We start from the raw sequence: 17836 nt of genomic DNA on the forward strand, positions 1-17836 counted from the left end.
CGGACGCTCAGCGCAGCAGGATGACCTCCAGATCGTCGGCGAACAGCGGCGCCTCGTGCTGGAGTTCGAGCGCGCCGATGTCGCAGCGGTCGACGCCGTCGGCGTCGCCGTCGACCGGGCGGTCCTCGTCGCGCGCGTCGCCGGCGGTGCAGGCGAATGGCGAGTCGGCGCCAGGCGCGATCGCATCCTGGCCGCCATCGACGGCGCGGGCGCCGGCGAAGAAATCGACGACCGCGATGTCGTGGTAGGTGCTGCCGGTCCGGCGCAGTCCGCGGATGAACGGGCCGATGTCCGGCGCGTAGAAGCTGCTCTGGAAGATGAAGTCGCAGCTCAGGTCCGCGAACAGGTTGTACTGCGTGCCGGAGAGGTCCGCCGGTACGTTGGTCGCGGCGCAGGCCAGGCGGGCATCGGCGGTCGGTGCGAACAGGTTGTTCGACGCGGCCGTAAAGCGCATGCCCGGACCCTCGATCGCCAGATGCGCCGGCAGCGTTTCGCGCGAGGCGTTCTTCCAGAAGCTGTTGTTCTTCAGCTGCGCCACCGCGTCGGTCAGCGCGAGCGCCGGGCCGCCGTGGTTGCCGGCCAGGGTGACGTTGCTGAGCGTCAGCGTCACGGTCGCGCCGGCGCTGAGCGGCTTGACCTCGATGGCCGCGCCCTGCGCGGCCGTGTTGTCGAAGAACAGCGATTGCCGGATCGTGCTGGTCCCGTCGGTGGAGGTGCGCACGGCGCCCGCATAGGCCGCCTCCGGTATCGCAGGGTTCTCGGACCGGTTGCCGATGAACTGACTGCGCGTCATCGACAGGCTGCCGGCATTGAGCGCGCCGCCGACGGCGACCGTCGTGCTCGAGGCGAGATTGCCGCGGAACGTCGACCGCTCGATCGTGGCAGAGCCGTTGACGTGGGCCGCGCCGCCGACGGCGACACCGGTGCTGTTGACGGCCTGGCTGTCGACGATCGTAGAGGCCGTCATCAGCAGGAGGCCGCCGACCCAGAGCGCACCACCGCGGGCCGGACTGACACTGCTGCTACTGGCGACGCAGCGCTCCAGCACGACCTGTTCGAGCACCAGGGTGGCATCGGTCCTCACGCAGCCACCCAGTCCGTCCGGTGCCAGGCCGTTGCGCACGGTCAGCGCGCGCAGACCCAGCGAGACGCCGAAACCGGCCGTGAACGGCCGCACCGCGCCGGCACCGTCGATGACGAGACCCGGAACGGCGCCGCCGTCAATCGTCAACGCGGCGCTGGTGGTCGGCAGCGGCGCGGTCAGCGTGATCGTGCTGTCCGGCGCCAGCGAGAACTCGATGCGGTGCGGCGCCGCGGGATTGGCGTTGGCGGCCGCGATCGCCGCTCTCAGGCTGCCGCTGCCGCCGTCGGCGGTGGAATCGACCAGAAAGGTCGCGGCGGGGGCCGCGCCGGCTGCGAGCGACAGCAGCGCCGCGATCAGAGGGCCGACGCGGCGTGCGGGCGCGGCGGGTCGGCAAAGCCACATGCGGGTCGGCCGATTCGTAAATGGGTTTTCGCGAGGGTGCAGCAGTGGCATCGGTGTCTCCGGTGAAATGGCGATCGAACGGGCTTCGGGGGCAGTCGGCGGGCGTCAGAGCCGCGCCAGCAGTTCTCGGGCGAGTGCGACGGCGGCCGTCCTGTTGTGCTCGGCCTCGTCGGCGAACGAGGGGCCGGGCGCCGGCGGCGCATCGGAGCAGCCGCCGAGCAGGGCCGGCAGCACGAGAAGGGCGGCGATACGGAGGATGCGCATGGGGACTCGATCGGAGCAGCGGACGTGGCGGACCTCTACGGAAAAGACCGTCCGATCCGGACATCGCGGCGCGGCCGGTTTGCGAGCCGGCGGATGTCGGGCCATCTTTCACGATCGAGCCGATCGAGCCGATCGAACGGCGAGGGCGATGGCGATGGCGAGGCGGCAGCGGCGGCGCGGGAGCGGATCGAGGCGCTGTTCGATGCCGCCTGGGAGCAGCCCGAAGTCCCAGTGCCGGGCCTGGCTGGATGCACAGGCCGAATCCGCCGGCGTGATCGCCGCGGTGCGGCGTCTGATCGAGACGATGCCGGCCGCCGACGGCTTCCTCGATCCGCTCCGGCCGGCGCCCGGGCCGCAGTCCGCCATGCTGCAGGACGGCGCGCACGCCGTCCCTGGCGCGTAGTGCGCGATCGGCCGCAGCGGCATGGGCGAGGTCTGTGAGGTCGAGCGGGCTGACAGCCAGTTCGCGCAGCGTGCAGTGCTCAAGCCGGCCGTCGATGCCGGCGCCGACGCCCGGGCCCGCTTGGCGCACGGCGCCGGATCGTCGCGCTGCTCGAGCATCCCGGCATCGCCCGCCTGATCCGCAGGCCGGTGCCGGTCACACGCTGTCGCTGGACGGTGCCGGGGCCCGGGCAAGGGGCCGCCTGCCGTTCTCGGCGGCGACCGACGTCTGCGCGTTGGAGGCGGCGCCGTACCGGCTGATCGCGGGCCGCACGCCGCATGCGCTCGCCGGCGCCGCGCGCGGCTGGCACCATCGCCGCGCGCCTGCGCGACCAGGCCTCCGCGGTCAGGACGCGCCCGGTTCTCCCAGCGCGTGATACAACCAGGCTTTCGCCTTGAGCCAGTCGCGCCGGACCGTGCGGTCGGTGACGCCGAGCACCCGTGCGGTCTCGACCTCGGAATAGCCGGCGAAGAATCGGCATTCGATGATCCGTGCCAGCCGCGGATTGAGCGCATCGAGCCGGTCCAGCGCCTCGTCGAGGGCCAGCAGGCGCTCGTCGCTCTGCCAGAACGGTTCGGCCGGCAGCTCCTCGAGCGCTTCGACCTCGCCGCCGCCGCGCTTGGCGGCGAGCTTGTGCCGTGCATGGTCGACCAGGGCCTGGCGCATCGCCAGTGCTGCCGCGCGCAGGAAGTGCGTCTCGTCGTACCAGCCGGCACTGCGATGCAGGCGCAGGTAGGCCTCGTGCACCAGCGCGGTCGTGCGCAGCGTCTCGCCGGCACGCACGCGCAGGCGCTCGTGGCGAGCGCGCTTGCGCAGGCCGTCGAGCAGCAGCGGCGCCAGACGGCGTGCGGTGTCGGTCACCGCCGCGGCGGTGCAGGCGTCGGTCGGGTCGTCGGTCATCGCATTCGGTCGTTCACGGATCGCGGGCTCGGCGCGCCATCGCATGCGGCCGCCTACCGTAAACGAAAGCGCCGCCTGCGTCTGCGAGGCCGCTCGCGGCCGGATCGTCGACGCCCGCACGCCGGTCCTGTGAACGCGTCGGCATTCGCCGCGGCTCTGGGCGCGCGTCGCGAAACGGGCCCGGGCCTGCCGAGGCCGGCGCCGGCTCGACGATCGGTGGTCGCGACGGCGCCTCGACGTGGGGCGCGACCGTCCGCGGTGCGGGGCGTCGCGCCGATCGCAGCCAGCCCCCGATATCGGCTATCGGGTCGGGATCGCCGTCCGGCGATGAGCCGGCGCGGATCGGTCAGGCAGCGCGGTCGCGCATCTGCGGCGGACGTTCGCCGGTATCCTCGTCGTCCTCGTCGATCACCGCAGGCGGCTCCGGCTCCGCTGCCATCGGCGCTGCCGGCCGCTCGCGGTTGCGCGGACCGACCGGATCCGGACGCGGCGGCGGCGCGATGCCGAGAATTGTCGAGAAGTTGACAATTTGCGTCTCATGCGGCGACACGATCACGTGGATGACCGGCGCCCGGCAGAAGCTGCCGTCGACCGGCAGCAGCTGCGGCAGCTGGTCGACCTTGAGCCGCCCGATGACCGGTCCGTTGGCCGTGCGCAGCTCGATCGGGCCGCTGCCGCGTGATCGGATCTCGCCGACCAGCTTGTTCCAGAACGTGATCGTCGCCTTGTCGTTGGTGGTGTGCATGCCGGTTCGTCTTGCGCGCTGAGGTCCACAAATGCATTTCCGATGCCAGCGGGCGAGGCGACTCGATGCTGTGCGCGGCGACGGCAGATGTCCGCTGAAGAGTCGATTGCGTCGGCGCCATGCGATGGCGTCCGCCACCAACGTCTCCTGGCACCCGACTGGAAGCCTGCACGCCGCGCCGCGGCGTTGAGTCGTCGCGGCCGTGTAGGAAATTTCCGTCGATCGATGTAGGAAATTTCCGAACTGCGATCAAGTGCGCGGCTCGTCACACAGTGCGCGAGGGCCACTTGTGATCGTCGGATCGTCCCATTGTCGGGACGTCCAATAGGGGTATGCCATGAAGCGTCTCTTCATCAAGCTCGCTTGCATCTCTTTCGGCACCTGCGCGTTCGCGACCGCGGCGTTCGCGCAGACGCCGGTTTCTCCACCCGGCAGCTGGCCCTTCGCGATCACGACGTCCGGCTCGTATCGCCTGACCGCGAATATGCTGGCTCCCGCAACATCGAGCGCGATCGTCATCACTGCCAACAATGTCACGCTGGACCTCAACGGCTTCACTGTCTCGCAGAGCCTTCTGATCCCGCCTTGCAGTCCCGACACGACGACCGGATATGGAAGCACCTGCGCCAGCACGGCTTCGCCCGTCCTGATCAGTGCGACCGGCCGCAACATCACGATCAAGAATGGCGTGGTCTACAACGGTCCCGGCGGAGGCATCTCGTTGAACGTCGGGAGCCCCACCGAGGCGATGTACGGGGTATTCGAGGATCTGCGCGTGATCGGCAATCGCGGCATCGGCATTTCCGCTTTCGGCGACGGCAACCGATTCATTCGCGTGGATGCGTCGTATAACGCCGGCACCGGCATCCAGACTGACGGTCACGCGCACCTGGAATCGGTCTCGGCGAGCTGGAACGACGGCTACGGCGTGGTGGCGTCGCCGTACAACATCGCGTCGCGGGTGATCACGCGGGCCAATGGACAGACCGGCTTCTACGGTTCGGGTATCGTGGATCAGCTGCTGACGCGGGACAACAATTCCGAGGGCATGAATATCGCCGGTGTGATCCGGAACGTGCTCTCCGAGGGCAACGGCGCTGTCGACGTGGCGGCGGGCATCCTGCTCGACAGCAACTTCAACACCGGTACCGTGGCCACGTCCGGATGCTATGCCCAGACACGGGCGGGATCCTTCACCGGCAGCGGCGTACCGATGACCAGCAACACCTGCCCGTAACGCGGCATGCCGCGCGTGGGGCGGACCCATTGTGGCCGTCCCGCGCCGGCTCGCCCGCGGCGGGCGTCCGGTTGTCGCGCGAACGATTCGATTCTGCCAGTGACGCCGATCAGCTCGGCCTAGCCGCCGATCGCAAGGCCTCCAACGCGCCACGGTAGCCGCCATCGGTGTCGCGCTGACCGAACACCGCCGACCCGGCGACGAAGGTATCGGCACCAGCCGCCGCGATCGATGCGATGTTGTCGGCGTTGACGCCGCCGTCGACCTCGAGGCGAACCAGACGGCCCGTCTCGGCGGCGTGGCGGTCCAGCCGTTCGCGCACGCGTCGGATCTTCGCGAGCGTCTGCGGGATGAAGGCCTGGCCGCCGAAGCCCGGATTGACCGACATCAGCAGCACCAGGTCCAGATCGCCGAGCACCTCGTCGATCCACTCGGCCGGTGTCGCCGGATTCAGCACCAGGCCGGGGCTGCAGCCGTGATCGCGGATCAGCGCGATCGTGCGGTGCACGTGACGCGAGGCTTCCGGGTGGAACGAGATCCCGGTCGCGCCGGCCTTCGCGAACAGCGGCACCAGGGCGTCGACCGGCTCGACCATCAGATGCACGTCGATCGGTGCCGGTGCACCGTCGCGCCGCGCGTACGGCTCGATCGCCGCGCAGACCTGCGGGCCGATCGTCAGGTTCGGCACGTAGTGATTGTCCATGACGTCGAAGTGGATCCAGTCCGCGCCGTCGGCGAGAACGCGCGAGACTTCTTCGCCGAGCCGCGCGAAGTCCGCGGACAGGATCGACGGGGCGATGACCGGGGACAGCATGGCGGGATGCTCCATCAGAGGAAGGAAGGGGTTTCCTGCGGTGCTTCGGCCGGCACGGTCATGGCGGGCGGTGACACCTGATCTGCGGGTCGACCGCCTGCGCCGTCGATCCGCAGGCGATCCATCGTCGGGATCGCGCTTGCAGGAGTGCTCGACGGTCCGTCAGGCCGCACGCGCCCGCGGCGCGCTCTCGGCGTCGCGATAGCGGCGCGCGAGTGTCTCGAGCGGTACCGGCTTGATGCGGCCGGCCTGGCCGGCGCTGCCGAAGGCCTCGAAGCGTTGCCGGCACAGATCCGCCGCCGCCGCCGTGGCGACCTTCAGGAACGCGCGCGGATCGAATTCCTCAGGTCGCTCGGCCATCAGCTTGCGCATCGCGCCGGTCATCGCCAGGCGGATGTCGGTGTCGATGTTGACCTTGCGTACGCCGTGGCGGATGCCGCGCACGATCTCCTCGACCGGCACGCCGTAGGTTTCCTTGATGTGCCCGCCATGGGCGCGGATCACCTCGAGCCAGTCCTGCGGTACCGAGCTCGAGCCGTGCATGACCAGATGCGTGTTCGGCAGCCGCGCATGGATGCGCTTCAACTGTTCCATCGCCAGCGTCTCGCCGGTCGGCGGGCGCGTGAACTTGTAGGCGCCGTGCGAGGTGCCGATCGCGATCGCGAGCGCGTCGACGCCGGTGCGCGCGACGAAATCGGCCGCCTGGTCCGGGTCGGTCAGCATCTGCGCGTGATCGAGCGTGCCCTCGGCGCCGACGCCGTCTTCCTCGCCGGCCTGGCCGGTCTCGAGCGAGCCGAGACAGCCGAGCTCGCCCTCGACCGACACGCCGATCGCATGCGCCATCTCGACGACGCGGCGCGTGACCGCCACGTTGTAGTCGTAGTCCGACGGCGTCTTCATGTCCTCGAGCAGCGAACCGTCCATCATTACGCTGGTGAAGCCGCTGCGGATCGAGGCCTGGCACACCGCCGGGCTCGCGCCGTGGTCCTGATGCAGCACGATGGGAACGTGCGGATACATCTCGACCGCGCCCTCGACCATTCGCCGCAGCATCGGCTCGCCGGCGTATTTGCGCGCGCCGGCCGAGGCCTGCAGGATCACCGGCGAGTCGCAGGCATCGGCCGCCTGCATGATCGCGTTGATCTGTTCGAGATTGTTGATGTTGAACGCCGGCACGCCGTAGTCGTGTTCGGCCGCGTGGTCGAGCAGTTGCCTCAGTGCGATCAGCGCCATGACGCATTCCCTCCCGGGGAGCGTAGGTGGAAGAAGGGTTCAGCCCGTGCCGGTACGTGGCGCGGGACCGTCGAGCAAGGCGGCAATCGCATCGATCCGATCGACGATGCAGGTGGCCGGGTCGAGCGGCGCCTCGTGGTGGTAGCCGTAGCCGACCAGGATCAGCGCGGTACCGGCGGCATCCGCCGCCGCCGCGTCGATCGCCGAGTCGCCGATCATCAGTGCTTCGGCCGGCGCCACGCCGATCCGCGCACAGGCCAGCAGCAGCGGATCGGCATGCGGCTTGCGCCGGGCCGCGACGTCGCCGCCGATGACGGTCGCGAAGCGGCCGGCGACGCCGAGCCTCGCGAGTAGCGCTTCGCTGAAGCGCTGCGGCTTGTTGGTGACGACCGCCATCGGCAGTCCACGCGCGGCGAATGCGGCCAGGCCCTCGCGCACGCCCGGATACAGCCGCGCGGTCCGGCCGTTCTGCGCGGCGTAGTGCGGATCGAATACGGCTTCGGCGCGCAGCGTCAACGCGGCGTCCGGCGCATGGCCGAGCGCGCCGGTCAGCGCGCGTTCGAGCAGGGTACGCACGCCGTGACCGATGTAGCCGCGCACGGTGGCCGCGTCCGGTACCGGCAGGCCGAGTTCGGCCAGCGTCATGGCGACCGCGGCGTGGATGTCGGCCAGCGAATCGACCAGGGTGCCGTCCAGGTCGAACAGCACGCCGCGGATCGGTCGGTCGAGAGGTGTCGTCACGCAGGATCTCCGGAAGGGGGCGGGGTGGATCGCATGCGTACACCAGGCACTCGCCGAGGGGAAGGGCCGGCGGGCGCGGCGCGGCGATGTCCGACGTCGTGCGCGGCGGACCGGCCGGCCCTTCCCCTCGGCGAGCGCGGCATGCACGCGTCCGGACGCAACGATCGCCGGCGCTCGCCGCTGCCGGATGCGCGGGCGGGACGCGCTCATCGCAGCACCTCGAGCACGGCCTGCTGCACGGCGTCCACGGTCAGGCCGAACGCGCGATACAGCTCGCTCGCCGGCGCCGAGGCGCCGAAGCGGTCGAGGCCGACGACCGCGCCGTCGAGGCCGACGTACTTGCGCCAGTAGTCGCCGACGCCGGCCTCGACCGCGACGCGCGGCAGACCCGGTGGCAGCACGGTGTCGCGGTACGCGCGCGGCTGGCGGTCGAACAACGCCGTGCACGGCATCGAGACCACGCGCACCGCGATGCCCTCGGCGGCCAGTGCCAAGGCAGCCTCGGTCGCCAGCGAGACTTCCGATCCAGTCGCAATGACGACGGCGCGCGCGTCGCGCGCGTCGCGCAGCACGTAGCCGCCGCGGCGCACGCGCAGGCGCAGTTGCGGATCGAACACCTGCGCCGGCAGGTTCTGCCGCGACAGCAGCAGCGCGCTCGGTCCGGCGTCGTGGCCGATGCGCTCGACCGCGCTGATCCAGGCGGCCAGGGTCTCGGCGCGGTCGCAGGGCCGCCACACGTCGAGGTTCGGGATCAGGCGTAGGCTCGCCGCGTGCTCGACCGGCTGGTGCGTCGGCCCGTCCTCGCCGACGCCGATCGAGTCGTGCGTCAGCACGTGGATCACGCGCTGGCGCATCAGCGCGGCCATGCGGATCGCATTGCGCGCGTAATCGGAGAACACCAGGAAGGTGCCGCCGAACGGCAGGTAGCCGCCGTGCAGCGCGATGCCGTTCATCGCGGCGGCCATGCCGAACTCGCGGACGCCGTAGTGCAGGTAGTTGCCGGGCTGCGCCGCCGTGACGTCGCGGCAGCCGGCCCAGTTCGTGAGGTTCGATCCGGTCAGGTCGGCCGAGCCGCCGAGCAGCTCGGGCAGCAGCGGCGCGAGCCGGCCGATCGCCTCCTGGCTGGCCTTGCGCGTCGCCACCGACGCATCGCCCAGGTCCTCGCCGAGCAGCGCATGGGCGCGGCCGATCCAGTCGGCCGGCAGCAGCGCATGGCCGTCCATGCCGGTACGGCGCCGGAACGTCTCGGCCAGCACCGGATGGTCGCGTTCATAGGCCGCAAAGCGCTCGCGCCAGGCGCGCTCGAGCGCCGCGCCGGTCGCGCGCGCGTCCCAGGCCTGCGCGATCGCCTCGGGAACCTCGAACGGTGGCGCGGTCCAGCCGAGCGCCTCGCGCGTCGCGGCGACTTCGGCCGCGCCGAGCGGCGCGCCGTGCACGCTCTCGGTGCCGGCCCTGTTCGGACTGCCGTAGCCGATCACGGTGCGGCAGACGATCAGTGTCGGGCGGTCGGTGTTCGCGCGCGCAGCGAGGACGGCGCGCTCGACCGCGGCCGCGTCGTGGCCGTCGACCGCGTCGATCACGTGCCAGCCGTAGGCGCCGAAGCGGCGCGGCGTATCGTCGGTGAACCAGCCGTGGACCTCGCCGTCGATCGAGATGCCGTTGGCGTCGTAGAACACGATCAGCTTGCCCAGCCTGAGCGTGCCGGCCAGCGACGCCGCCTCGTGCGAGAGGCCTTCCATCAGGCAGCCGTCGCCGACGAAGACGTAGGTGTGATGGTCGACGATCGCATGCGGTCCGCGATTGAACTCGGCCGCCAGCAGCCGCTCGGCCAGCGCCATGCCGACCGCATTGGCCATGCCCTGGCCGAGCGGGCCGGTCGTGGTCTCCACGCCCGGCGTCTCGCCGACTTCCGGATGCCCCGGTGTCGCGCTGTGCAGCTGGCGGAAGCGCCGGAGCGCATCGACCGGCAGGTCGTAGCCGGTGAGGTGCAGCAGTGCGTAGAGCAGCATCGAGCCGTGGCCGTTCGACAGCACGAAGCGATCGCGGTCGACCCAGGCCGGATTGGACGGGTTGTGGCGCAGATGACGGCCCCACAGCACCTCGGCGATGTCGGCCATGCCCATCGGCGCGCCGGGATGGCCGGATCCGGCCTGCTGCACGGCATCGATCGCGAGCAGACGGATCGCATTGGCGCGCTCGCGCGGCGTCGGCGCGGGCGCGGCGTCGGACGGACGGCGCTCAGCGTTCATTGCGCCCTCCGCTTGCGGTCCATCAGCTGCAGGATCATCGGCGTGAAGATGATCTGCATCGCCAGGCCCATCTTGCCGCCGGGCACGACGATGCTATTGGGCCGGCTCATGAACGAGTCGTGCAGCATATTCAGCAGGTACGGGAAGTCGATACCCTTGGGCCGTGCGAAGCGGATCACCACGAAGCTCTCGTCCGGCGTCGGGATGTCGCGCGCGATGAACGGATTGGACGTGTCCACGGTCGGCACGCGCTGGAAGTTCACGTGCGTATGAGTGAACTGCGGAATGATGTGGTTGATGTAGTCGGGCATGCGCCGCAGGATCGTGTCGACGACGGCCTCCTGCGAATAGCCGCGCTGGCGCTGGTCGCGGTGCAGCTTCTGGATCCATTCCAGGTTGATGATCGGCACCACGCCGACCAGCAGGTCCGGATGGCGCGCGATGTCGACCGACTCGGTCTTGACCGCGCCGTGCAGGCCTTCGTAGAACAGCAGATCGGTGCCGGGCCGCACGTCCTCCCAGCCGGTGAACGTGCCGGGCGGCTGGCCGTACGGCGCCGCCTCGGCGTCGTCGTGCAGATACTTGCGCGTGCGGCCGCCGCCGGTCGCGCCGTAGTCGGCGAACAGCGCCTCGAGTTCCTCGAACAGGTTCGAGTACGGACCGAAGTGGCTGAAGTGGCGGTTGCCGTCCGCTTCGGCCTCCTTCATCGCCTGGCGCATCGCGTGGCGGTCGTAGCGGTGGAACGCGTCGCCCTCGACGATCTGCGCGTTGAGGCCCTCGCGCCGGAAGATGTGCTGGAAGCTCTGCAGCACCGTGGTGGTGCCGGCACCGGAAGAGCCGGTCACCGCGACGATCGGATGCTTGACCGACATCACAGCGCCTCCGGCCGGAACAGCGAGCGCTCGTTGAACAGCGGCGAGACGAACGGGCGATCGGTGCCGTCCTCATGCTCGCGGTGGTAGCGCTCGATGCGCTCGACCTCCTCGCGGGTGCCGAGCACGACCGGAATGCGCTGGTGGATCGATTCGGGCTCCACGTCGAGCAGCGGACCGCGTCCGGTACTGCCGCGGCCGCCGGCCTGCTCGATCAGCATCGACATCGGATTGGCCTCGTAGAGCAGGCGCAGCCGGCCGGGCTTGCGCGGGTCCTTGGTGTCGCGCGGGTAAAGGAAAACGCCGCCGCGCATCAGGATGCGATGCACCTCGGCGACCATCGAGGCGATCCAGCGCATGTTGAAGTCGCGCTCGCGGATGCCGCTGCGGCCTTCCTTGCACTCGCCGACGTAGCGCTGCACCGGCGGCTCCCAGAAGCGCTCGTTGGAGCTGTTGATCGCGAACTCGCTGGTCGTCTCGGGAATGCGCAGGTCCGGGTGGGTGAGGATGAAGTTGCCGATCTCGCGGTCCAGCGTGAAGCCGTGCGTGCCGCGTCCGGCAGTCAGCACCAGCATCGTCGTCGGTCCATAGATCGCGTAGCCGGCGGCGATCTGGCGATGGCCCGCTTGCAGGTAGTCGCGCGCGCTCGGCGCGTCCTCGCGCTCGTGGCGCAGCACCGAGAAGATCGTGCCGACCGAGACGTTGACGTCGATGTTCGACGAGCCGTCGAGCGGATCGAATACCAGCAGATGGCGCCCGCGGCGCAGCCCGTCCGGAATCTCGTACGGCGCCTCGAGCTCTTCGGAGACCATGCCGGCGACCAGGCCGCCCCATTCGCAGTGACCGATCACGATCTCGTGGGTCAGCACGTCGAGCGGCTTCTGCACCTCGCCGTGCACATTGGTCGTCGCGCGGTCCGGTGCCGCCGTGCCGCGGAAATGCAGCTGGCCCTTGGCGACCACCGCGGCGATCGTCTTGACCGCCGCGGCGACATCGATCAGCAGTGCCGACAGATCCGAGCCGTCCGGGGTGTCGCGCAGGTGTTCGATCAGGAACTTCGACAGCGTGGGACGTTGGTAGAACATCGCATCTCCCTCCCGATGACGACTCGTGGTCGGCGTGCCGGTGCGGCCGCCGCGCGGTTCAATGAGCGGATTCGGCCTCTGCGGGCCGTTCGGTGAACAGGCGGCTGGCCCGGATATCGGCCGCGTCGATCGTCGTCAGCTGCTCGGCGGTCGGTTCCGTATCGGTGCCCGCGGCCAGTGCGGCCTCGAACAGGCGCCCGGCCTGGCGCAGCCGGGCCCGGTCGAGCGCGTTGCGGATCGAGCGCGCATTGGCGAAATGCGGCCGCGCGACGCGCAGCGCGATGTACTCGCGCAGCGCCTCGCGTGCGCCGACGTCGAGGCGATAGTCGAGCCGGGCGGTCATCCGCTCGGCGATCGCGAGCAGCTCGTCGGCGTCGTAGTCGGGGAAGTCGATGTGGTGCGCGATCCGCGAGGCCATGCCGGGATTGCTCTGGAAGAACGTGTCCATGCGCGTCTTGTAGCCGGCCAGGATCACGACCAGGTCCTCGCGCTGGTTCTCCATGATCTGCAACAGGATCTCGATCGCCTCCTGGCCGTAGTCGCGTTCGTTCTCGGGACGGTACAGGTAGTAGGCCTCGTCGATGAACAACACGCCGCCCATCGCGCGCTTGAGCACCTCCTTGGTCTTGGGCGCGGTGTGGCCGATGTACTGGCCGACCAGATCGTCGCGCGTCACCGAGACCAGATGGTTCTTTCGGACGTAGCCCAGGCGATGCAGGATGTCGGCCATGCGCAGCGCGACCGTGGTCTTGCCGGTGCCGGGATTGCCGGTGAAGCACATGTGCAGGCTCGGCGCCCCGGCGGTGAGGCCGAGGTTGCGCCGCGCCTTCTCGACGATCAGCAGCGAGGCGATCTCGCGGATGCGCGTCTTGACCGGCACCAGGCCGACCAGCTCCTCGTCGAGCTGGGCCAGCACCTCGGCCATGCCCGATTCGGCGTAGAGCCGGGACAGCGAGGTCGTCGCGGCTGCGGGCGTGTCGATCGGCTGCGCATTCATGGCGGGTCTCCGTCGCGATCGCCGTTCAGTAGCGGCTGCCCGGCGGCCGGTCGCTGGCGTAGCTCTGCAGCGTGTAGCGCAGCGCGCGGCCGTCGACCTCCTGGCGGATCAGGCGGAAGCCGCTCTCGTTGTTCGGGCGATTGACGATGAACGACAGGCGCAGCGTCTCGAAGCCGTGCGTCGAGTCGAACGCGTTGACCTTGATGTAGTGGTCCGGGTACTGCGCGCGGCAGGCGCGCACCTCCATCAGCACGCCGGCCGCATCCTTGAGGTCGAACATCGGCAGGCCCCACAGCTCCCAGTAGGTGTTGCGCGGATGCGGGTCGTCGGTGAATTCGATCGACGGCGCCCAGCCCTGTTGCAGGATGTACTCGACCTGCGCGCGGATCTGCTCGTCGGTCAGGTCGGGAAGAAACGAGAACGTGCCCTGGGTGATGCGCATGGCGGTCTCCAGTCGGAAGGCGAGTGGCGGAAATCGATGCAGGTCGTTGCGCGGGGCGCGTCAGGCCGCGGTCGGCGTCGGCACGAAGTCGACCGTGTCGGTGGACGTGTAATCGAAGGTCACGTCCTTCCAGGTATCGAGCGCGGCGCGCAGCGGCGAGCACCACTTGGCGGCTTTCGCGAGCACCTCGGGCCCTTCGTTCCAGAGGTCCACGCCCTCGTTGCGCGCCTGGATCATCGCTTCGAGCGCGACGCGGTTGGCCGTCGCGCCGGCCTGGATGCCCTGCGGATGGCCGATCGTGCCGCCGCCGAACTGCAGCACCACGTCCTCGCCGAGGTAATGGATCAGCTGGTGCATCTGGCCGGCATGGATGCCGCCGGAGGCCACCGGCATCACGCGGCGCAGGCTGGCCCAGTCCTGGTCGAAGTACAGGCCGTGCTGCAGATTGCGCGGCGTGCGCATCTCGCGCAGAGTGTCGTAGATGCCGGCGATCACCGACGGATCGCCCTCGAGCTTGCCGACCACGGTGCCGGCGTGGATGTGGTCGACGCCGGCCATGCGCATCCACTTGGAGATCACGCGAAAGCTGATGCCGTGGCTCTTCTGCCGCGTATAGGTGCCGTGGCCGGCGCGGTGCAGGTGCAGGATCATGTCGTTGCGCCGCGCCCACTTGGCCATGCTCTGGATCGCCGTGTAGCCGATCACCAGGTCGATCATGATGATGTTGGAGCCGAGCGCCTTGGCGAATTCGGCGCGCTCGTACATGTCCTCCATCGTCGCCGCGGTGACGTTGAGGTAATGGCCCTTGACCTCGCCGGTTTCGGCCGCGGCGCGGTTGACCGCTTCCATCACGAACAGGAACCGGTCGCGCCAGTGCATGAACGGCTGCGAGTTGATGTTCTCGTCGTCCTTGACGAAGTCGAGCCCGCCCTTGAGCGCCTCGTAGACGACGCGGCCGTAGTTGCGGCCGGACAGGCCCAGTTTCGGCTTCGTGGTCGCGCCGAGCAGCGGCCGGCCGAACTTGTCGAGCCGCTCGCGCTCGACGACGATGCCGGTCGCCGGACCCTGGAACGTCTTGAGGTACGCCACCGGAATGCGCATGTCCTCCAGGCGCAGTGCCTTGAGCGGCTTGAAGCCGAACACGTTGCCGATGATCGACGCGGTGAGGTTGGCGATCGAGCCTTCCTCGAACAGGTCCAGCTCATAGGCGATGTAGGCGAAGTACTGCGCTTCGGTCTGGGTGCCCGGGCCGGTGTTCGGCACCGGCTCGACGCGGTAGGCCTTGGCACGGTACTTCTCGCAATCGGTCAGGCGATCGGTCCAGACCACGGTCCAGGTCGCGGTCGAGGACTCGCCGGCGACGGCCGCTGCCGCTTCTTCCGGATCGACGCCGTCCTGCGGCGTGATCCGGAACAATGCGATCACGTCGGTCTCCTGCGGCGCGTAGTCCGGCTGCCAGTAGCCCATCTCGCGGTAGGCCAGAACGCCGGACTGGTAGCGCGCGCTGGTATTGCCGACGACGCGCTGTTCGGTGGCGACTGCATTCATGCTTGCTCTCCCGTCCCGTCGAATGTGCGTCGACGATAGGCAGCGCGATCAGAAAGGACAATTCAGAGATTCTTTGATTGTTTTAAGCGAAAGCTTATGATCAGTCGCCGGCGCCGGCATCCGCCCGGGCGCGACGAGCGGGAGCCCCGATCCGCGATGCTGCATCTCACGCTGCGCCAGCTGCAGGTGTTCCTCGAAGCGACGCGACAGATGAACTTCGCGCGCGCCGCCGGCGTGCTGCACCTGACCCAGCCGGCCGTGTCGATGCAGATCCGCCAGCTCGAGAGCGCGGTCGGCGTGGAGCTGTTCGAGCGCGTCGGCCGGCGCCTCGCGCTGACCGAGGCCGGCCGCGTGCTGCGTCATCACGCCGCGCGCGTGCTCGGCGAGATCGCCGATGCCGATCAGGCGCTGCAGAGTCTCAAGGGCCTGCACGGCGGCCTGGTCAGCGTCGGCCTGGTCAGCACCGCCAAGTACTTCGCACCGCGCCTGCTCGCGCGCTTCGCCGAGCATCATCCCGGCATCGACGTGCGCTTCAGCGTCGGCAACCGCGACGCGCTGGTGCATCTGCTCGAGGACAACGAGATCGACCTGGCGGTGATGGGCCGGCCGCCCGAGAAGCTCGACGCGGTCGCCGAGCCGGTCGCCGACAATCCGCACGTGCTGGTCGCCGTGCGCGACCATCCGCTGGCCGGCGCGCGCAGCATCGACATGCACGAGCTGCGCCGCGAGACCTTCCTGAGCCGCGAGACCGGCTCGGGCACGCAGACCGTCATGGAGGCGATGTTTCGCCAGCACCTGTTCACGCCGGCACGCACGATCCTGATGGGCAGCAACGAGACCGTGAAGCAGGCTGTCATGGCCGGCATGGGCGTCAGCCTGCTGTCGCTGCACACGCTGGCGCTGGAGCGTCGCGCCGAGGAGGTCGCGATCCTCGACGTGGTCGGCACGCCGGTGGTGCGCACCTGGCACGTCGTGCACATGCGCGCCAAGCAGCTGGCGCCGGCTGCGCGCGCGTTCCGGCAGTTCCTGCTCGAGAACACCTCGGACTACCTGCGCGAAGCGTTTCCGCTGCCGGCCGGCGTCGGCGCGCAGCGGACGCGATCGGGCAAGGCGGTCGCGCCGGGGCGCAAGCCGCGGGCATAGGCGTGGCTTTGCCGGACCGAATCGGCCTGAAGCGGAGAAGCATCCGTGACGGACAGCCTCGCCCGTGCGAGGCAAGGCGGCCGCGGTGTCGCGCGAAAGCTCAGCAGCCTTTGTCCGGCATCCCGCGCGGATTCGGATGATCGAGGCAACACATGGAACGCGGCATGGACCGAAGGCGTCTGGCAGATCAGCGCAGAAGCAGGCGTCCGTCTGCGTTCGGCGAATCAGCCCAATCCTCCCGCGGACTCCCCGGCGGTGATCACCCTCTCGCGGCGGAGAAGGGCAGGGACGCGCGCAGCTGGGAACGGTGGCGCGCGGAACGATCTAAACCCCGGCGCGACCGGGCGCATCGGAGCCTGCAGCGAGGCGCGAGCCATTCCTGGGGTGGGGAAATGCGGCATCTGATGATGGTGGCCCTGTTGGCCCTGGCGGCGTGTGCAGCGGGTGACGTGCGTGAACCGGAAGGTGGGCCCGCCGGGCGCGTGCGCGTGCCCGGCCCCGCCGTCGCAGCGCGTCTGGATGCGATCCTGCGCGAGCACCGGATCATCACGGCCGGATTCGGCGTCATCCGGAATGGTGAACTGGCTTGGTCGCACTATTTCGGCGAGGAATCGGCCGGCGTGCCGGCGGATGCGGCGACCCGCTTCAACGTCGCCTCCATCACCAAGACCGTGGTCGCCGAAACCGTGCTGCGGATCGTGGACGACGGAGAGCTGGACTTGGACGAGCCCCTGGCCCGGTACTGGGTCGACCCCGACGTTGCCGGCGACCCACGGCGCCTTGCGCTGACCGCCCGCCAAGTCCTCGACCATACTTCCGGCTTCCCCAATTGGCGCTTCTTCCGCTCCGACCGCAAGCTCGCGTTCGAACACGCGCCGGGAAGCCGCTACGGCTACTCGGGCGAGGGTTTCGAGTACCTCGCGCGTGCCTTGGCCAACAAGCTCGGAGAGCCGTTCCCCGACATCGTGCGTCGCACCGTGCTCGAGCCGGTCGGCATGCACGATACCGCCATCGCGGTCGACCGCAGCCGGCTGCAGCACGTCGCCCGTCCTGTGGACGAGGCCGGCAAGGCGCATGGCGTCTACTGCCGCCCCGAGGGCTGGTGTCGGCCCGACGGCAGCTATTCGGCAGCCGATGACCTGCTGACGACCGTGCCCGACTATGCGCGCTTCCTGGCGGACGTGCATCGCGGTACGGGCTACGCTGCGGCCATGGCGCGCGAGCGCGACCGGGTCCAAAGCGACCGCGGCGACGAACGGCTGGTCGATTGCGCCGGCGATCCCCGTCCCCAGGCTCCCTGCCCGCATACGCAGGGCTATGGGCTGGGCTTCGAGGTCGCCGATTTCGGCCGCTACCGCGTGCTCGGCCACGGGGGCAGCGACTGGTCGGAACAATCCGTCGCCTATGTCTACCGGCCCTCCGGTGACGGCGTGATCGTCTTCTTGAACGCCCCCAATGCCCGGACCCTGCAGGCCATGCCCGAGGTGCTCGGCGTGATCGATCCGTCTTCGCCCTTCCTCGCCCGCTACCGGATCTGGCGCGCGGCGCACACGCCGTGACGGGGATCGGATGGCCTTCTACGGAAGCCCGGCTTCAGCGACGCTGGCCAGTCGCCTGCGCCCGAGCGGGATTGCGGAC

Annotated in this window: 17 protein-coding genes; 3 read left to right on the forward strand and 14 right to left on the reverse strand. The window is 69.6% G+C overall.

Features of this window, described 5'->3' with window-relative positions:
- Positions 1–7 precede the first annotated feature (7 nt).
- The 5 genes from VMR06_RS16435 to VMR06_RS16455 form a co-directional block, all read right to left on the reverse strand.
- Positions 8–1486, reverse strand: a complete 1479-nt coding sequence (locus VMR06_RS16435) for a hypothetical protein (protein WP_325378311.1) — start codon at positions 1484–1486, stop codon at positions 8–10.
- Between the two features lie 105 nt (positions 1487–1591).
- Complete coding sequence (locus VMR06_RS16440) at positions 1592–1750, reverse strand: hypothetical protein (RefSeq protein ID WP_325378313.1); 159 nt, start codon at positions 1748–1750, stop codon at positions 1592–1594.
- 108 nt (positions 1751–1858) lie between these two features.
- Complete coding sequence (locus VMR06_RS16445) at positions 1859–2311, reverse strand: hypothetical protein (RefSeq protein WP_325378315.1); 453 nt, start codon at positions 2309–2311, stop codon at positions 1859–1861.
- A 226-nt stretch (positions 2312–2537) separates the two neighbouring features.
- The gene (locus VMR06_RS16450; protein WP_325378317.1) at positions 2538–3092 is read right to left on the reverse strand and encodes an ECF-type sigma factor; all 555 of its coding nucleotides are present in this window, start codon (positions 3090–3092) and stop codon (positions 2538–2540) included.
- Between the two features lie 346 nt (positions 3093–3438).
- Positions 3439–3837: a hypothetical protein gene (locus tag VMR06_RS16455; protein ID WP_325378319.1), complete on the reverse strand. Its 399-nt coding sequence runs from the start codon at positions 3835–3837 to the stop codon at positions 3439–3441.
- Positions 3838–4174: 337 nt separating this feature from the next.
- Between VMR06_RS16455 and VMR06_RS16460 the strand changes: the two genes are divergently transcribed.
- On the forward strand, positions 4175–5074 hold the full coding sequence (locus VMR06_RS16460) for a hypothetical protein (RefSeq protein ID WP_325378321.1): 900 nt from the start codon (positions 4175–4177) through the stop codon (positions 5072–5074).
- 109 nt (positions 5075–5183) lie between these two features.
- Here VMR06_RS16460 and rpe read toward each other — a convergent pair whose 3' ends face one another.
- The 9 genes from rpe to VMR06_RS16505 all read right to left on the reverse strand — a co-directional run bounded on the left by rpe (position 5184) and on the right by VMR06_RS16505 (position 15055).
- Positions 5184–5888 carry a ribulose-phosphate 3-epimerase gene (gene rpe, locus VMR06_RS16465; protein ID WP_325378323.1) on the reverse strand — a complete coding sequence of 235 codons (705 nt, stop codon included), beginning with the start codon at positions 5886–5888 and terminating at the stop codon, positions 5184–5186.
- 162 nt (positions 5889–6050) lie between these two features.
- Positions 6051–7121, reverse strand: coding sequence for a class II fructose-bisphosphate aldolase (gene fba, locus VMR06_RS16470; RefSeq protein WP_325378325.1), 1071 nt, complete (start codon positions 7119–7121; stop codon positions 6051–6053).
- Positions 7122–7160: 39 nt separating this feature from the next.
- Positions 7161–7862, reverse strand: coding sequence for a phosphoglycolate phosphatase (gene gph, locus VMR06_RS16475; RefSeq protein ID WP_325378327.1), 702 nt, complete (start codon positions 7860–7862; stop codon positions 7161–7163).
- Positions 7863–8068: 206 nt separating this feature from the next.
- Complete coding sequence (gene tkt / locus VMR06_RS16480; RefSeq protein ID WP_325378329.1) at positions 8069–10111, reverse strand: transketolase; 2043 nt, start codon at positions 10109–10111, stop codon at positions 8069–8071.
- A complete protein-coding gene (locus tag VMR06_RS16485) occupies positions 10108–10983 on the reverse strand; it encodes a phosphoribulokinase (RefSeq protein ID WP_325378331.1) in 876 nt (291 codons plus the stop codon). Before VMR06_RS16485 ends, tkt begins: the two co-directional genes overlap by 4 nt.
- Positions 10983–12068, reverse strand: coding sequence for a class 1 fructose-bisphosphatase (locus VMR06_RS16490; RefSeq protein ID WP_325378333.1), 1086 nt, complete (start codon positions 12066–12068; stop codon positions 10983–10985). Before VMR06_RS16490 ends, VMR06_RS16485 begins: the two co-directional genes overlap by 1 nt.
- A gap of 58 nt (positions 12069–12126) precedes the next feature.
- On the reverse strand, positions 12127–13065 hold the full coding sequence (gene cbbX / locus VMR06_RS16495; protein WP_325378335.1) for a CbbX protein: 939 nt from the start codon (positions 13063–13065) through the stop codon (positions 12127–12129).
- A 25-nt stretch (positions 13066–13090) separates the two neighbouring features.
- Complete coding sequence (locus VMR06_RS16500; protein WP_325378337.1) at positions 13091–13507, reverse strand: ribulose bisphosphate carboxylase small subunit; 417 nt, start codon at positions 13505–13507, stop codon at positions 13091–13093.
- Between the two features lie 60 nt (positions 13508–13567).
- Positions 13568–15055 carry a form I ribulose bisphosphate carboxylase large subunit gene (locus tag VMR06_RS16505; RefSeq protein WP_325378339.1) on the reverse strand — a complete coding sequence of 496 codons (1488 nt, stop codon included), beginning with the start codon at positions 15053–15055 and terminating at the stop codon, positions 13568–13570.
- A 156-nt stretch (positions 15056–15211) separates the two neighbouring features.
- Here VMR06_RS16505 and VMR06_RS16510 point away from each other — a divergent pair, with 156 nt between their 5' ends.
- Both VMR06_RS16510 and VMR06_RS16515 read left to right on the forward strand, forming a co-directional pair.
- Positions 15212–16198 (forward strand): LysR family transcriptional regulator, encoded by a 987-nt coding sequence (locus VMR06_RS16510; protein WP_325378341.1) that lies wholly within the window; start codon positions 15212–15214, stop codon positions 16196–16198.
- 392 nt (positions 16199–16590) lie between these two features.
- Positions 16591–17757 carry a serine hydrolase domain-containing protein gene (locus tag VMR06_RS16515; protein ID WP_325378343.1) on the forward strand — a complete coding sequence of 389 codons (1167 nt, stop codon included), beginning with the start codon at positions 16591–16593 and terminating at the stop codon, positions 17755–17757.
- Positions 17758–17836: the final 79 nt, after the last annotated feature.

The organism is Dokdonella sp., assembly GCF_035511235.1.
Lineage (GTDB): Bacteria > Pseudomonadota > Gammaproteobacteria > Xanthomonadales > Rhodanobacteraceae > Dokdonella.

What these genes read in the sequence shown, in the direction of transcription:
- VMR06_RS16460 (WP_325378321.1), top strand. Translation starts at nt 4,175, where the DNA reads ATGAAGCGTCTCTTCATCAAGCTCGCTTGCATCTCTTTCGGCACCTGC.
- VMR06_RS16485 (WP_325378331.1), bottom strand. Translation starts at nt 10,983, where the DNA reads ATGTCGGTCAAGCATCCGATCGTCGCGGTGACCGGCTCTTCCGGTGCC.
- VMR06_RS16445 (WP_325378315.1), bottom strand. Translation starts at nt 2,311, where the DNA reads ATGCTCGAGCAGCGCGACGATCCGGCGCCGTGCGCCAAGCGGGCCCGG.
- VMR06_RS16440 (WP_325378313.1), bottom strand. Translation starts at nt 1,750, where the DNA reads ATGCGCATCCTCCGTATCGCCGCCCTTCTCGTGCTGCCGGCCCTGCTC.
- VMR06_RS16490 (WP_325378333.1), bottom strand. Translation starts at nt 12,068, where the DNA reads ATGTTCTACCAACGTCCCACGCTGTCGAAGTTCCTGATCGAACACCTG.
- VMR06_RS16450 (WP_325378317.1), bottom strand. Translation starts at nt 3,092, where the DNA reads ATGACCGACGACCCGACCGACGCCTGCACCGCCGCGGCGGTGACCGAC.
- tkt (WP_325378329.1), bottom strand. Translation starts at nt 10,111, where the DNA reads ATGAACGCTGAGCGCCGTCCGTCCGACGCCGCGCCCGCGCCGACGCCG.
- rpe (WP_325378323.1), bottom strand. Translation starts at nt 5,888, where the DNA reads ATGCTGTCCCCGGTCATCGCCCCGTCGATCCTGTCCGCGGACTTCGCG.
- VMR06_RS16455 (WP_325378319.1), bottom strand. Translation starts at nt 3,837, where the DNA reads ATGCACACCACCAACGACAAGGCGACGATCACGTTCTGGAACAAGCTG.
- fba (WP_325378325.1), bottom strand. Translation starts at nt 7,121, where the DNA reads ATGGCGCTGATCGCACTGAGGCAACTGCTCGACCACGCGGCCGAACAC.
- VMR06_RS16500 (WP_325378337.1), bottom strand. Translation starts at nt 13,507, where the DNA reads ATGCGCATCACCCAGGGCACGTTCTCGTTTCTTCCCGACCTGACCGAC.
- VMR06_RS16510 (WP_325378341.1), top strand. Translation starts at nt 15,212, where the DNA reads ATGCTGCATCTCACGCTGCGCCAGCTGCAGGTGTTCCTCGAAGCGACG.
- VMR06_RS16505 (WP_325378339.1), bottom strand. Translation starts at nt 15,055, where the DNA reads ATGAATGCAGTCGCCACCGAACAGCGCGTCGTCGGCAATACCAGCGCG.
- cbbX (WP_325378335.1), bottom strand. Translation starts at nt 13,065, where the DNA reads ATGAATGCGCAGCCGATCGACACGCCCGCAGCCGCGACGACCTCGCTG.
- VMR06_RS16435 (WP_325378311.1), bottom strand. Translation starts at nt 1,486, where the DNA reads ATGTGGCTTTGCCGACCCGCCGCGCCCGCACGCCGCGTCGGCCCTCTG.
- VMR06_RS16515 (WP_325378343.1), top strand. Translation starts at nt 16,591, where the DNA reads ATGCGGCATCTGATGATGGTGGCCCTGTTGGCCCTGGCGGCGTGTGCA.